The 13,572-nt window shown below is 44.8% G+C and carries 12 protein-coding genes; 5 read left to right on the top strand and 7 right to left on the bottom strand.

Annotated features, from left to right (window positions below; genetic code table 11):
• Positions 1–14 precede the first annotated feature (14 nt).
• The 5 genes from IM792_RS13815 to IM792_RS13795 form a co-directional block, all read right to left on the bottom strand.
• Entirely contained in the window at positions 15–1,040 is a 1,026-nt protein-coding gene (locus IM792_RS13815; RefSeq protein WP_194102473.1) for a virulence RhuM family protein, read from the bottom strand.
• Between the two features lie 71 nt (positions 1,041–1,111).
• On the bottom strand, positions 1,112–1,477 hold the full coding sequence (locus IM792_RS13810) for a glyoxalase (protein WP_194102472.1): 366 nt from the start codon (positions 1,475–1,477) through the stop codon (positions 1,112–1,114).
• Positions 1,478–1,501: 24 nt separating this feature from the next.
• Positions 1,502–2,623: a glycosyltransferase gene (locus IM792_RS13805; RefSeq protein WP_194102471.1), complete on the bottom strand. Its 1,122-nt coding sequence runs from the start codon at positions 2,621–2,623 to the stop codon at positions 1,502–1,504.
• The gene (locus tag IM792_RS13800; RefSeq protein WP_194102470.1) at positions 2,616–3,599 is read right to left on the bottom strand and encodes a hypothetical protein; all 984 of its coding nucleotides are present in this window, start codon (positions 3,597–3,599) and stop codon (positions 2,616–2,618) included. The genes IM792_RS13805 and IM792_RS13800 overlap by 8 nt, the downstream gene beginning before the upstream one ends.
• 225 nt (positions 3,600–3,824) lie before the next feature.
• Positions 3,825–6,770 carry a TonB-dependent receptor gene (locus IM792_RS13795; protein ID WP_194102469.1) on the bottom strand — a complete coding sequence of 982 codons (2,946 nt, stop codon included), beginning with the start codon at positions 6,768–6,770 and terminating at the stop codon, positions 3,825–3,827.
• A gap of 280 nt (positions 6,771–7,050) precedes the next feature.
• On the opposite strand from IM792_RS13795, the gene IM792_RS13790 reads away from it, so the two are divergent.
• A complete protein-coding gene (locus IM792_RS13790) occupies positions 7,051–8,073 on the top strand; it encodes a hypothetical protein (protein WP_194102468.1) in 1,023 nt (340 codons plus the stop codon).
• Between the two features lie 220 nt (positions 8,074–8,293).
• Complete coding sequence (gene lepB, locus IM792_RS13785; RefSeq protein WP_194102467.1) at positions 8,294–9,394, top strand: signal peptidase I; 1,101 nt, start codon at positions 8,294–8,296, stop codon at positions 9,392–9,394.
• Positions 9,395–9,457: 63 nt separating this feature from the next.
• Here the strand turns inward: lepB and xth are convergent, their stop codons facing one another.
• Complete coding sequence (gene xth, locus IM792_RS13780; protein WP_194102466.1) at positions 9,458–10,234, bottom strand: exodeoxyribonuclease III; 777 nt, start codon at positions 10,232–10,234, stop codon at positions 9,458–9,460.
• A gap of 99 nt (positions 10,235–10,333) precedes the next feature.
• On the opposite strand from xth, the gene IM792_RS13775 reads away from it, so the two are divergent.
• Genes IM792_RS13775 through IM792_RS13765 form a run of 3 tightly spaced genes read left to right on the top strand, consistent with a single transcriptional unit; the run spans position 10,334 to position 12,322 of the window.
• On the top strand, positions 10,334–10,987 hold the full coding sequence (locus IM792_RS13775) for a DUF1349 domain-containing protein (RefSeq protein ID WP_194102465.1): 654 nt from the start codon (positions 10,334–10,336) through the stop codon (positions 10,985–10,987).
• Positions 10,988–11,422 (top strand): hypothetical protein, encoded by a 435-nt coding sequence (locus tag IM792_RS13770; RefSeq protein ID WP_194102464.1) that lies wholly within the window; start codon positions 10,988–10,990, stop codon positions 11,420–11,422.
• 12 nt (positions 11,423–11,434) lie between these two features.
• Positions 11,435–12,322 carry a dienelactone hydrolase family protein gene (locus IM792_RS13765; RefSeq protein WP_194102463.1) on the top strand — a complete coding sequence of 296 codons (888 nt, stop codon included), beginning with the start codon at positions 11,435–11,437 and terminating at the stop codon, positions 12,320–12,322.
• Here IM792_RS13765 and IM792_RS13760 read toward each other — a convergent pair whose 3' ends face one another.
• Positions 12,323–13,486: an NAD(P)/FAD-dependent oxidoreductase gene (locus IM792_RS13760; RefSeq protein WP_194102462.1), complete on the bottom strand. Its 1,164-nt coding sequence runs from the start codon at positions 13,484–13,486 to the stop codon at positions 12,323–12,325. It abuts the gene before it with no gap.
• Positions 13,487–13,572: the final 86 nt, after the last annotated feature.

The following is a 13,572-nucleotide window of genomic DNA, read 5'->3' as shown; positions in this document are numbered from 1 at the left end:
TAAACAGAGAATCTTTATTTCTTAGGTATTTGCCTTGTTTGAATAATCCTGTTTGAGATTTTGTCAAAATCAGATTGGAAGTTTTTATCCTGAACCACCCTAAACTGTTCATATTGCTTCTCTGCAAATTCTTTGGCAAGCTTAGCTGTTATAGATCCGGAATTTTGTAAAATTTCGTATTCGTTGAACTTCAGGAAATCATCCAGCTTCTGCACCCAATCACTCATTTCCATAAGCCGGTTTCTTTTCGCCTGTAAATCAGCATAATCTAAATACATATTTACTATTGAGTTCAACTCTGATATCTCATCCTGGGTAAGATAATTCTTCGCTATTGAAACATCTGTTTTCAACACCTTTCCATCAGGTGAGTTTTTCCATGTGGTTAAACCCATGTTCGGTGATTTGGAATTTGCCCTTGATTTTACTATTTCACCTGCTGTTTGTTGGGTTATAGCAAACTCTAATTTATTTTGAACTGTAGCGAAAAAGGTTTGGGTAATGGGCGAATTCTTATCGTAATCGGCACTACATTGAGCATATATATCGGTTATCTTTTGATAAAATCTTCTTTCGGATGCGCGTATTTCTTTAATACGCTCAAGTAATTCATCAAAATAATCTTTCCCGAAAACTGTTTTGCTTTGCTTTAGTCTGTCGTCATCTAATGTGAAACCTTTAACAAGGTATTCTTTAAGTATGTTTGTTGCCCAGATTCTGAATTGGGTGGCTTGATAAGAGTTTATTCTATAACCTACAGATATTATAGTATCTAAGTTGTAAACGTTGGTTAGATACTTCTTCCCGTCATTCGCAGTTATTCGGATTTTCCGAATAACTGAAATTTCATTTAGCTCTCCGGTTTTGAAAATGTTTTGCAAATGCTCATTAACCGTCGGTATTGACACTCCAAATATCTCAGCCATCCCTTTTTGAGTAGCCCAAACAGTTTCTTCGTCTGATAATATTTGAACCTTTATTTTCCCCTCATTTGAGGTGTAAAATAAAAAGTCTGCCCCACTGCTTAGTTCCTCGGTCATTTAGTAATTTTTATTGTTAAATGCTTTTCAACAATCGTAAAATTACAACATTTTGCTAATTTAATTAGCTTTTATTGATAAAAATTACCGAAATGAATGAGCACTCCTGCCGGGTCTAATATCATGCATTCCTGGCCCCATTGTTCGTGGCGTAAGGGCACCAGCTTTACACCGGGATATTTCTTTTCCAGGTCGAGGCTTTGCATCCAGTTAAACCATTCGGCGGCGCTTTTTACCTCGAAAAATATCATAGTATTTTCTACCCATTCCTTGGCGTAATAATCTTGCAGGTAAAAGGCCAGATCATTAAGGCGGATCAGCGACATTTTAGCGTCGATGCTGTGCTCCTCAAAACCCAGGTCGCTGTAAAATGCTTTTGATAGTTCAAAATCCTTAGCGCCTATAAATGGCCGTATAGATACTGTTGCTGGTGCCATAAGCTCATTGTTTTTAGGTTATACTTAGCGTACCAAACGCCCTTTCCAGGCGTATTTGCGGGTATTGCCCATCAATCCCACATAAACAAAGTACAATATATGTATTGGCGATAGTAATATCAATAAGCCTACTAAACCCGGTCGTTTCCAAAATGAAGTGATCGGCAGCAGAAACACGCCCTCAAACAATACCTTCAACCCAAACTGTACACAAAACAGCTTGAAGAAAAATATATCATAAAAACCCAGCAGCGCATTAGCCAGTAACGATACATTAAACAGCCATATACAAATGGCCATAGCCACTATCTTTTTATCCTTATACCGGGTTGATTTTGATGCCCAGCGACGGCGTTGCTGTAAAAATTCCTCGAGTGTTGGTTTGGCGTGGGTGTATACAATAGCTTCGCGGTTCTTTAAAAAACCTATCCTGCCGGGATATACTTCGGCCACTTTTTGCAGCAGCAATTCATCATCGCCCGATGCCAGATCGTCAATGCCCTTAAAGCCGCCTACCTCATAAAACACATCCTTACGGTAAGCAAAGTTAGCCCCGTTACAGGTTGATGCCCGACCATTACCAATGAAGGCGGCGCCAATACCGATCAGGTACGAAAATTCCAGCGTTTGCAGTAGCTCAAACAATGATTTCTCCTGAAAATAAGTAACCGGCGACGAGATCATGACCGGATTCTCTGTTTCGTAGTATGATACTACCGATGATAGCCATTTGCTACCCATACGGCAATCGGCATCCGTAGCCACCATCAGCTCACCGGTCGACATGGCGATGGCCTCGGCAATAGCAGCTTTTTTGTACGAGTTCAATGCCTCGCCCGCGCGCATCTGGTATAACTTTACCCCTTTATCGGCATAACTGCGGATGATTTCGGCGGTGCGGTCGGTAGAGTGATCGTCAACAATAATTATTTCGGTGAGGTGTTTGGGGTAATCCTGCGCCAGTATATCCTCAATAGTTAAATGAATACCAGCCTCCTCGTTACGGGCGGCGATGAGGATGGTAACCTTTGTTTTGAATGATGTTAGTGATGGTTTAGCCCGTTTAAGCAAAGCCCAGCCTTTTATGAGGTAGATAAGCACACACAGATAGATACCGGTGAGCAGCATGGATATGATACTATGCATAACGGTCAAAAAACTTTAATTTAAGTACAAAAAAACAACCTATCACCGCGGGAATGATGAGGTTGATAAGCCATATAATAGATACGCAGGCAACCACGGCCAATTGTTCGTTAGTTACGTAAGCGAACAGGCTGGTAGCGGTAAAACTGCGCACACCGATATCAAATATATCCAGCGATGGCAGCGCCGATTGTATGATGAGGAAGGTAAATACCATCATCACCACGGTAAACAAACCTATTTGTGGCAGCAGCAAATGTATCAATAAATAATACTGTAGGGTAAACACCATGAACCGTGCTACCGAGTACCATAAAATGTTCAGCAGTTCGGTGGTATCATACCTGGCCATAATGTTGAAGAACCGCTCGTATTTTTTGATGAACTTTATCTTGCTCAGCAGGCTCACCATCCACTCAATATTAAAATAGAACAGTATCAGCATAAACAAAAAGGCAACCACCAGCACGGCTATACACCAAAAAAACAGATCGCCAATGTGCATCTTCTCCTTATATGTATAAATGAACCATAAGGTTCCGGTAAGGCCTAAAATATTGGTAACTAAATTTTGCCCCAGGCTGCCCACCATCATGGCAAACAAGCCATGTATACGCTTGCGGTTAGGCAAAAACATAATGCGCCCGCCATACTCGCCCACCCGGTTGGGGGTAAATATGGCCCAGGTCAAACCGCAAAAAACAGATTCGAGGGCTTTCCATATCGATATGCTGATGAGCTTACGACTAACATATTGCCATTTAAAGGCTTCCAGTGTCCAGTTAAGCAGCATCAGTATGGATACCGCCGTTATTGTACCGATAACCTGCGCGTTAGTGAGATCAGCAATTTTTAGGCGAAACTCTTGCAGATCATTATTCTTGGTGAGGAATTTATGATAGATGAACCACCCGGCAAGCCCGAGTATAGCGGCCTTGATAAGCCACGAGAACAGTTTTTTAACAATTACGGTCAACAGGTAAAATTTTTCAAAAGTAAGAAAAAAGAAGGGCAAGTGCCGATAGCGGCCATTACAGCCTGCACCTGCCCGATCCTAAATCAACGGCACGAACATTACAAGCGTTACTCCAAATTGTTTTATTTGAACTTGATTTTATACATAACCGCCTATCTGCCAAAACAAAAAAAGGCGGCACTATTACAGCGCCGCCCTCATGTTTATATAACAGGTAGATGATAATTACAGATCAAGCCCATCAAATGTTACGGCTATGTAGTACAGGCCGCCAATGGTTGGGCCGGCAGCGTACTGGTAATATTTGCGGTTAAATATATTCGATCCGCCCAGTTTGATGGTTGCCTTTGCCGTAGGTACTTTGTATGATACCTGCGCATCAAAAGTATTGATGGCAGGCACTGTACCATTAGCCAGCGGACTCTCCCACAAAAAAGAGTTTTGGTAACGGTAAACCACGTTAAAGCCTACGTTCTTCACCACCTCGCGGTTAGCTAATGATACGTTGGTTACCCATTTTGGGGTGTTAAAACCGGTCACAAAAATATCGGCACTTTCGTTACCTTTTATGTTGTTGTATGCCAGGTTACCGGTTACGGTGTAGCGCTTGTAAAAGTTATATGTTAAACCTAACGACGAACCGTAGTTGGTATAAGAGTTTTTAGCATTGGTATACACACGGTAGCGGGTTTGCTGCGCGGTACGGTTTTCGGCAAGGGCGGCAATAACCGCCTGATCGCTGCCTACCTGTGCTTGTGTGGCCAGGGTTCCGCCGCCATCGGTAGCGTTAAGGTATGGTACGGCAACTTCTACCTGGCCTAAAAAGCCGGTGTATTTATTCAGATAGCCATCAATATCAAGCACTACCTTGTTATCAAACAACAGGGCTTTATAACCCGCCTCGAAAGAGTTGATCTGCTCGGGCTGGGTATTGCCCAGGTTGGTTACCTGCAACAGGCTGCGGTTATTTAATGCGGCCTGGCTACGGGTAACTGTACCATTGCTGTTGGCTACCTCGGTATTTACCGCGGCGTTAAAGTTATTGATAGATGCCAGCGTGTACGAGTTATCCAGATAGTTCAAACCCTCGTTAATGTATGGCAGGCCACCTATACGGCGCACGTTGCCATTATTAACAAACGATAGCGCCTCGAATAAGGCCGGGAAACGGAAACCGTTTTGGTATGATACCCTGAAGTTATGCTTTTCGGCAAGGGTATACACCGCGGCTATACGGGGGTTAAGCTTAGGGTCAAATTCCTTGTTATAATCCAAACGCAGCGAGCCGAATATTTTAAGGCGTTCCTCAAAAAATGTTTTGGTGATCTGCGCGAAGGCACCCACTTTGGTGTAGTGTACGTTGTTACCGTAGCTACCATCTGCCAGCGGGGTGTTACGCTCGTTAACCGGGCGCGAAAAATCAACAAAGTTATTACCGTCCGGAATGATCGAGTACTCCCTGAAATCGGCACCTACCAACAGGTTGAACCATTTTATTTTATTGGTAAAATCATACTGCGCATCGGCATGGTAGGTACGGCTTTTTTGGAACAGCGCCGCGCCGCCTATTTGCGTGGTGGCATTATAATCCCAGTTGTTAATGCCACGGATACGGCTTTTCAGCGCGTCGAACTCAGGCGTGCCGGGTATAACACGGCCGGCATCAGCAGCGGTGCGGGCAATGGTCATGGCGTCGGCAAGCGGGGTATTGGCATCCAGCGCGGTTTGCAGGGCGGTTTTAAACTTGGCGCCCCATACGGCATTGGTACCACCGCTGGTAATATCAAGGTTATCGGCCATTGGCTTTACGTTATACGAGTCGCCTGAATTTTCAACAGACATGTAGGTACGTACAAAATAATCAGCACCCTTTAACTCCAGCTTGTGGTTTTGTACCACCACATTATCCAGCTGTATTTTGTTACCACGCTGAAACACGCCATCCATCTTACCAAAACGGTAACCGTATGATAGTTCGGCATTATCACTCACCTTGTAGTGCAATGATCCATCCAGTTTCAGGTTATCCACTATCGGGCTAACAATATCACGCTCGTTATAACCCGTACGGCGAACGATGAATGACTGACCGGCATTGCCGTTATAATTTATACCGCTTACGGTTACGGCGTTGTTGCTCTCATCGCCATACTTGTTCCAGCCATCATAGGCCGGGTTATTGGCGGCCAGTTCGGGGTAGTTAGGGTTGGCGGTTACCAGGTTGTTGGGGTTTTGATCGCGGCGCGTATCCGACACCCAATCTGTACCCCTCATGTAACTCATGTTAACCTTAAAGGCGAATTTATTATTGAACGCCTTGGCATAACGCAGGGCTGTTTCGGTCAGGTTGCTCAAATCGCGACCGGTGCCACCTACATGGTTAATACCGTTTTTAACATAGATGCTCAAGCCTTGATAATAGAACGGATTTTTAGTTTGCAGCGATGCCATACCGTTAATAGCGTTCATGCCATATAATGCCGATGCCGCGCCGGGGATCACCTCTAAACTGGCAATATCCAGCTCGGTTGGGCCAATGGCGTTCCCCAGTGGTACGCCCAATGTAGCGGCTTCCATATCAATACCATCAACAAGCTGCTTAAAGCGGAAATTGTTGGGGATGTTAAAGCCACGGGTGTTAGGTACCTTAAAGGTTAAGCTTGATGTAGTTAGCTGTACGCCTTTTACGTTCTCCAAAGCATCATAAAAACTTGGCGCGGGCGATTCCTTTAAAGCCCTTACATCCAGCTTTTCGATAGCTACCGGCGATTTCAGGATGTTCTCCTCAACCCTTGAGGCTGATACCACCACCTCGTTACCCAGAATGGATTGTGTGCTCAGCGCTATATCCAAACTGGTGCCGGGCGAGTTGACCGCGAACTCCTGCGTTTTAAAGCCCACGCTTGAAAACACCAGCGTAAACGGAAACCTCAACCTGCCACGCAGCGAGAAACGACCCTGCGAGTTGGTTGTAGTACCCGATACGGTACCTTTTATGGTTACGCTTACACCGGGCAATGCCTCCTTAGTGGTATTATCGGTAACCTTGCCCGATATTTCAACCAGTTGGTTCTCCTGCGCGGCGGCGTACTGCACCAGCGCCAAAAAGAGTGCAAAATTTATTAAGGCCGCTTTTAAAACGACGCTAAACGTTATTCGATAAAGTTTCATTATAAAATATGGTGGTTATAGTATGTGATAGTGTGATCGTTAATTAATGCGATGAGTGAGCCGGCATCAACAACAACACATACAGCCTTTACGCGAGGTGGCAAAATATTTAACAAGGTGGTTGGCGTGTAAAAATTGTTTCATTTAGTGATTGTTGCAATATTATTTGCAATGATAATAATAATTATTATTATATCTATGGATTTAGTAGACAATAATTTAATTTTTTATTTTCCGCATTTGCCTGCACATGTTATTTTTGAGATCTATATAAATTATAATGTACAACCAACCTTATCAAACAGAGATATCTTACTCCAATGGTTGGAAAATATTTTTCACCGTAGGCGCATTACTTTTATCAGCCCTTTTTGGCTGGCTCATTTATGCTGGATTTACCGAGAAAGCAGGTATTTTCGGAGTGCTTTTTGGATCGGCAGGAATATTGTTTTTTGCATACTGCCTTTTACTTGTGTTTAAGGAAAAGCTTATTGTTGAACCTGACCGATTTATCCATGTAAAGGTATTTTCACAAAAAGAAGTATTGTTTAGTGATATCGAAGGTTATCATGTGGATAACAATTATATTTCCATTGTATCTGCCCAAACACAAAAACCAGTAATTAAACTATCAACATATATCGGAAAATCGAAAGTTTTGAGTTTACTGCGTGCTAATTTTACTGATCTTGATCTGCGCGATCAACATCAATCAGAGGAAGATATTATTTATAACAACGATTATGGCTTAACGCCCGAAGAAGCTGCGCAAAATTTAAAGAACGCTAAAAAACTATGTAATATACTTAGTGTGGCAAGTATTATTTTGGCTTTATGGGTGGGTTTTTATCCTGATACAAATTCTCTTGTGGTAAACATGATATTCCCTGTAGTTATATTATTGGTTATAAAACGTAGCCGCGGACTGATCAGGGTTGACTCAAGTAAAAATTCAGCTAACCCTAACCTTTCATTAGCCTTCATAGCTCCACTGTTTGCATTAGCATTACGCTGCTTCTCTGACTATCATATATTTTCATTTCAAAATATGTGGACTTTTACTATCGCGGCGTTTGTAGTTTTAGCCACCATAACTTTTATTGGTAGCAAAGAATTTAATTTTAGTGGTTACGCAAACATTGCTAACACTTTAATGATAGCTGTATATCTTTTTGGCTATTGTGTAGTTGATGTGCTCATTATCAATTGCACTTTCGATAAATCAATACCACAAACCTACAAGGCCGAAGTATTGGACAAGAGAATATCAAAAGGAAAACAACAAGCTATTATCTTACTTTAAGCGCATGGGGCCCGCAAAAGCAAATTGATAAAAATTCGGTAAAACTGTACTTTTATTCAGAGGTTGAGATCAATGACACTGTATCTGTTTACTATTACAAAGGCTTGCTTAATATTCCCTGGTTTGATATTGCAAAATAAATCCACTCCTTTGTAACAACCCAAGCCTAACGCCGTCAAAATGTTATCGTTATAACGCTAACATTTAATCTGCTATCCGCATGAAGCTGAACTTATTTTCGCGCAAAAAACAAGAGGTTCCGGTTAAAAAGAAAAGCAAGGCCCGCGAGTGGCTCGATGCCATTGTGTTTGCCCTGGTGGTATCAACCGTGGTGCGTGGTCTGCTGTTTTCGGCCTATGCCATTCCTTCCGGCTCAATGGAAGGTACCGAAATGACGGGCGACTACCTGTTTGTAAGCAAGCTGAGCTATGGCGCACGCATGCCTAACACGCCGCTGGGTATTCCTTTCCTGGAATCGCATGTTACCTCGGCCAATATTAAAACCTATTGGGATGCCATCAAGCTCCCCTACTTCCGCCTGCCCGGATTATCTGAAGTAAAACGCGGCGACATTGTGGTGTTCAACTACCCGGGCGGCACACCTAAAGATCCGGTTGATATGCGCGTGCATTACATTAAACGCTGCGTTGGCACTCCCGGCGATGTGCTGAGCATTGTTGATACTAAAGTAATGGTGAACGGTAAGGAATTAAAGAATGCCCCCAAAGCACAAACATCATGGCTGGTAAGTACCAATGGCAGTGATATCAATCCCGAATTATTGAAAGACCTTAATGTTGAAGTGCGCGGTCAGCTGAACGTTAACGATTATGTGATGATCATCCCTACGGATAGTTTTGATCAGCTGAAAGGTTTATCGAACATAAAATCCATCACCCCGGTTATTGAGCCTAAAGGTCAGCAGGATCTGACCGTTTTTCCGCAAAGCGAACTATTTAGCTGGAACCAGGATAATTACGGCCCCATCACGGTACCAAAACGCGGCATGACCATTCCGCTTAATGATTCAACCGCCGCTTTGTACAGCCGTAACATTACCTTGTTTGAGCATAATACCATCAAGAAAGAGAACGGCAGCTACTACATCAACAACAAAAAAGCCGACAGCTACACCTTTAAAATGAATTACTACTGGATGATGGGCGATAACCGCCACAACTCCGAAGATTCACGGTACTGGGGCTTTGTGCCAGAGGATCACGTGGTGGGCAAGGCTGTGCTAACCTTTATGAGTATTGATAGCACCAAAGGCCCACTCAATAAGATACGCTGGAACCGTGTGCTGCGTAGCATTGAATAAAGTACTATCCCTATTTTATATATAAATATGAAAGCCCTTGTGTTGTGCAAGGGCTTTCGTGTTTTATTTATCTTTTAGATCTATCCAAACCGGGGCATGGTCGCTGGTTTTTTCCCAGCCGCGCACCTGCTTATCAACACCGGCGGCGGCCAGCCTGCCCTCCACCTGCGGACTCAGCAAAAAATGATCTATACGCAGTCCGGCATTTCGCCCGTAAGCATCGCGAAAATAATCCCAAAAGGTATAGATCACCTCATCGGCGTATAGTTTGCGCAGGGCATCCGTCCACCCCTGGTCAACAAGTTTTTTAAAGGCCGCCCGTGTTTCCGGCCTAAACAGCGCATCCTCTACCCAGCGTTCGGGTTTATAAACATCCAGCTCGGTAGGCATCACGTTATAATCGCCCGTTAGTATTACCGGCTTTTTTGAGGCCAGCAGTTCGGCGGCATGCAGGGTAAAGCGTTCAAACCAGCTCAGCTTATAATCGAACTTGGGGCCGGGCGCCGGGTTGCCGTTGGGCAGGTACAGGCAGCCAATGGTCAAGCCGTTTACTTCGGCCTCAATGTAGCGGCTGTGGGTATCTTCCGGGTCGCCGGGCAGTACACGGGTTATCTCGGTTATATCCATGCCTTTGCTCAAAATGGCTACCCCGTTCCAGCTTTTTTGGCCGTGCCATATAGCATTGTAACCGGCATCGGCAATGGCCTGCTCCGGGAATTTCTCCTGCGGGGCTTTTAACTCCTGCAAACAAACCACATCGGGCGCGCTCTCGTTGAGCCAGCGCAGTAGCACCGGCAGGCGGCCGTTAACGCCGTTCACATTATAGGTTGCTATCTTCATTTTAGGCAAATTTTATAACAATAATACCGCTAAAATAAACCTAATGCTTAAACAATAGTTTTTGATGCCCATATTTGCGCCGTAACCAATTACATCGTAATGAAAAAACTATTACTTAGCCTGCTTGCCGCGGGTTTTATGTACAACGCCCAGGCGCAAACCCTCGAAAAAATGCAGTGGTTCAATGAGCCCGAAAAGTGGGAAATAAAAAACAACAGCCTGATAATGCAGGTAACGCCACAAAGCGATTACTGGCGCATATCGCACTATGGCTTTACCGTTGATGATGCCCCCTACCTGTACACCACTTACGGCGGCGAGTTTGAGGCCAAGGTAAAACTGGTTGGCGCCTACAAAGCCCGGTTTGACCAAATGGGCATGATGATACGTACCGACCACGAAAACTATATTAAAACCGGTGTTGAGTTTGTTGATGGCAAGCTGAATGTAAGCAGCGTAGTTACCCACCACACCAGCGATTGGAGCGTTACCCCGCTTGACAAGGTGCCGCCATTCATCTGGATAAAAGTAGTGCGCCGGTTAGATGCCCTGGAGATATTTTACTCGTTTGATGATAAAACCTACATCATGTCGCGCAATGCGCATTTGCAGGATAATCATCCCGTAACCATAGGCTTGATGGCTGCCAGTCCGGATGGCAACGGCTTTGAGGCCCGTTTCGAGAATTTTAAGGTGAAGCACCTGCCCGATCAGCGCAGGCTGGAGTGGTTGAAGAAGAATAAGGGAGAGTAAATGCACACCCCTTATCAGGCAAGATTGGGTCGCATCCCAAATTTCCGTGTAAAATATCGCTTTAAAAGCGAGGTAGAGGGCGGGCGTAAGTCTTTACCCTATCAGGGTATACGTTGTGATTTTTCATACGATGAAGGCAATAGCCTGTTCATGATCTGGCCTGAATTTGAAGATGAACATAGAAATATCATATTAAACGCTGATATACCTGTTCCCTCCGCAGGAACGGCCTTAATGTGGATCATGAATCCTGAGAGCATTCCATTTCATCAAGAGAAAATACAGATCGGTACAACAGGATTTTTTCGGGAAGGTGCCAATATTATTGCCGAATGCGAGGTTATGATGTTCCGGCTGATAAATAGCTCCGATAAACATTCTCACCATCAAAACTGTTACACTTTCACATTACCAGATAAAGCTACATTTGAGTAAAACCTATTGAACATGAGCCAAATCAACAAAGAGGATATTAAGCAGGAGGTATTTGATCTGTATGATGATTATGCCCATAATCGGTTAGACAGGCGCGCTTTTATGCAAAAGCTGTCGCTGTACGCGGTAGGCGGGTTAACGGTAACCTCATTAATGAGTTTTTTGATGCCCGATTATAAGGGCAATGTGCAGATCAAAGCAGACGACAAAAGACTGAAATCAGAATATATTAATTACCCCTCGCCAAAAGGTGGCGGTACCATAAAAGGCCTGCTATCAAAACCTGTTGATGCTAAAAAGAAACTGGGCGGCATCATAGTAGTGCACGAAAACCGTGGCCTTAACCCTTATATTGAGGATGTGGCACGCCGTGCCGCGCTGGCCGGTTTTGTATCATTAGCGCCCGATGCGCTTACCCCGCTTGGCGGTTATCCCGGTAATGACGATGATGGCCGTGCCCTGCAAAGCAAGCGCGACAAAGGCGAAATGGAAGAAGATTTTATAGCCGCGTACGAATACCTCAAAAACCATAAGGATTGCAACGGCAAAGTTGGCGTTGTAGGTTTTTGCTTTGGCGGCGGTATTGCCAACACCATGGCCGTACGGGTACCTACCCTGGCGGCATCGGTACCTTTTTACGGTGCCCAACCTGATGCAGCGGATGTGCCTAAAATAAAATCGCCGTTAATGTTGCACTATGCCTCGCTGGATACCCGCATAACCGAAGGCTGGCCCGCTTACGAGGCAGCCCTAAAAGCCAACAACAAAAAGTATCAGGCCTTTATTTACGAGAATGTGAACCACGGTTTCCATAACGATACCACCCCACGTTACGATAAAGCCGCCGCCGAACTGGCCTGGAAACGCACCATCGAATTTTTTACACAGAATTTGGCCTGATCATTCCGCGCCGTTCCACAAGTTGAGCACATGCTCAAGCGCGCCGGGGCTGTGCATGGCTTCGGTTTGTTCGAGGGTGATGGCGGTAACTTCGGCGGCACGGGCAAGCATTTGCTTTTCGTAAGCGGCTATGGCTTGTTGTACGCTGCTATATTCGGGGTTGATTAATGCCTCGACCAGTTCAAGGGCATCCAGCATGGCCATGTTCACCCCTTCACCGGCATAAGGCGGCATGCGGTGGGCGGCATCGCCTAACAGGGTAATATCAGGCTGTGCTTCCCAATGCTGATCGGTCGGGTAATGATACATAGGCCGCGGCACCACATACATATCATCCGTAGCGAACAGTTCATGCCATTGCGGGCTCCAGTCGGCAAAGCGGGTTTTAAACCATGTGAATACACTGTTTCTATCTTTAAAGTCGATAGCGATTTTGGTTAACCAATCTTCCGCCTCGCGGGTGCCGGTATAAAATGATAGTGCGCCATCGCCCTTGGCACTCAGTACAATTGTTTTTTCACCGCCGAGGGCAAATATTTTACCGCCTTTCACCATCTCATTCAATACAGGTGCATTTACAGCGGCATTGTAAATATTGCCCTCAACTACAGTAACGTTTGAGTAAATGGGTTTTATATCACTTACCAGATGCCTTAATGCCGAGTTAGCCCCATCAGCAGCTATGACAATATTCGCATAAGTGGTTTTTCCGTTTTTAAATTGGATTCTCCAGCGGCCATTTATTCTTTGTGCTGATGAATATTGACTGTTCCATTCAATGGTACCTTCGGCCAGGCTGTTGATCAAGATATCGCGCAGCGGTCCGCGGTCTATCTCCGGCCTGAAGTGTTCCTGACCAAACCCTCCTTCGGGTCTTCCGTCGTGGTCAGTGTATCGTGTATTCAGATCCTTATCCGTTACGATCAGTTTATCAGCCCCCGGGCGATAATGTTTTTTGAACTCATCTATTAGCCCGGCATGGCGAAGGGCTTTCAATCCCGATTCGTCGTGCAGATCGAGCGTTGCCCCTTGCTGGCGGGCATGCCTGTCGGTATCGCGTTCGTAAACCTTTACGTCGGCTCCCTTTAATTGCAGCAAGCGGGCAAGGGTAAGCCCGCCGGGGCCGCCGCCTATTATGGCTATTTGTTTATTATCTATGGTCATGGCTCATTATGTTAGCGCCAAATTATAAGCGCATTTATAATGCCGATGACGAACGAAAAGCAGAAATATTTTACACCATCCCCCCC

Source organism: Mucilaginibacter sp. JRF, from assembly GCF_015223065.1.
Taxonomy (GTDB): Bacteria; Bacteroidota; Bacteroidia; order Sphingobacteriales; family Sphingobacteriaceae; genus Mucilaginibacter.
The sequence above is the reverse complement of the archived record's forward strand: the minus strand, read 5'-3'. Positions and strand labels throughout refer to the sequence as shown.

Bases quoted from the DNA above. Each gene is read 5' to 3' on its own strand.
- IM792_RS13810 (WP_194102472.1), bottom strand. From the start codon at position 1,477: ATGGCACCAGCAACAGTATCTATACGGCCATTTATAGGCGCTAAGGAT.
- IM792_RS13795 (WP_194102469.1), bottom strand. From the start codon at position 6,770: ATGAAACTTTATCGAATAACGTTTAGCGTCGTTTTAAAAGCGGCCTTA.
- lepB (WP_194102467.1), top strand. From the start codon at position 8,294: ATGAAGCTGAACTTATTTTCGCGCAAAAAACAAGAGGTTCCGGTTAAA.
- IM792_RS13805 (WP_194102471.1), bottom strand. From the start codon at position 2,623: ATGCATAGTATCATATCCATGCTGCTCACCGGTATCTATCTGTGTGTG.
- IM792_RS13815 (WP_194102473.1), bottom strand. From the start codon at position 1,040: ATGACCGAGGAACTAAGCAGTGGGGCAGACTTTTTATTTTACACCTCA.
- IM792_RS13765 (WP_194102463.1), top strand. From the start codon at position 11,435: ATGAGCCAAATCAACAAAGAGGATATTAAGCAGGAGGTATTTGATCTG.
- xth (WP_194102466.1), bottom strand. From the start codon at position 10,234: ATGAAGATAGCAACCTATAATGTGAACGGCGTTAACGGCCGCCTGCCG.
- IM792_RS13790 (WP_194102468.1), top strand. From the start codon at position 7,051: ATGTACAACCAACCTTATCAAACAGAGATATCTTACTCCAATGGTTGG.
- IM792_RS13760 (WP_194102462.1), bottom strand. From the start codon at position 13,486: ATGACCATAGATAATAAACAAATAGCCATAATAGGCGGCGGCCCCGGC.
- IM792_RS13775 (WP_194102465.1), top strand. From the start codon at position 10,334: ATGAAAAAACTATTACTTAGCCTGCTTGCCGCGGGTTTTATGTACAAC.
- IM792_RS13770 (WP_194102464.1), top strand. From the start codon at position 10,988: ATGCACACCCCTTATCAGGCAAGATTGGGTCGCATCCCAAATTTCCGT.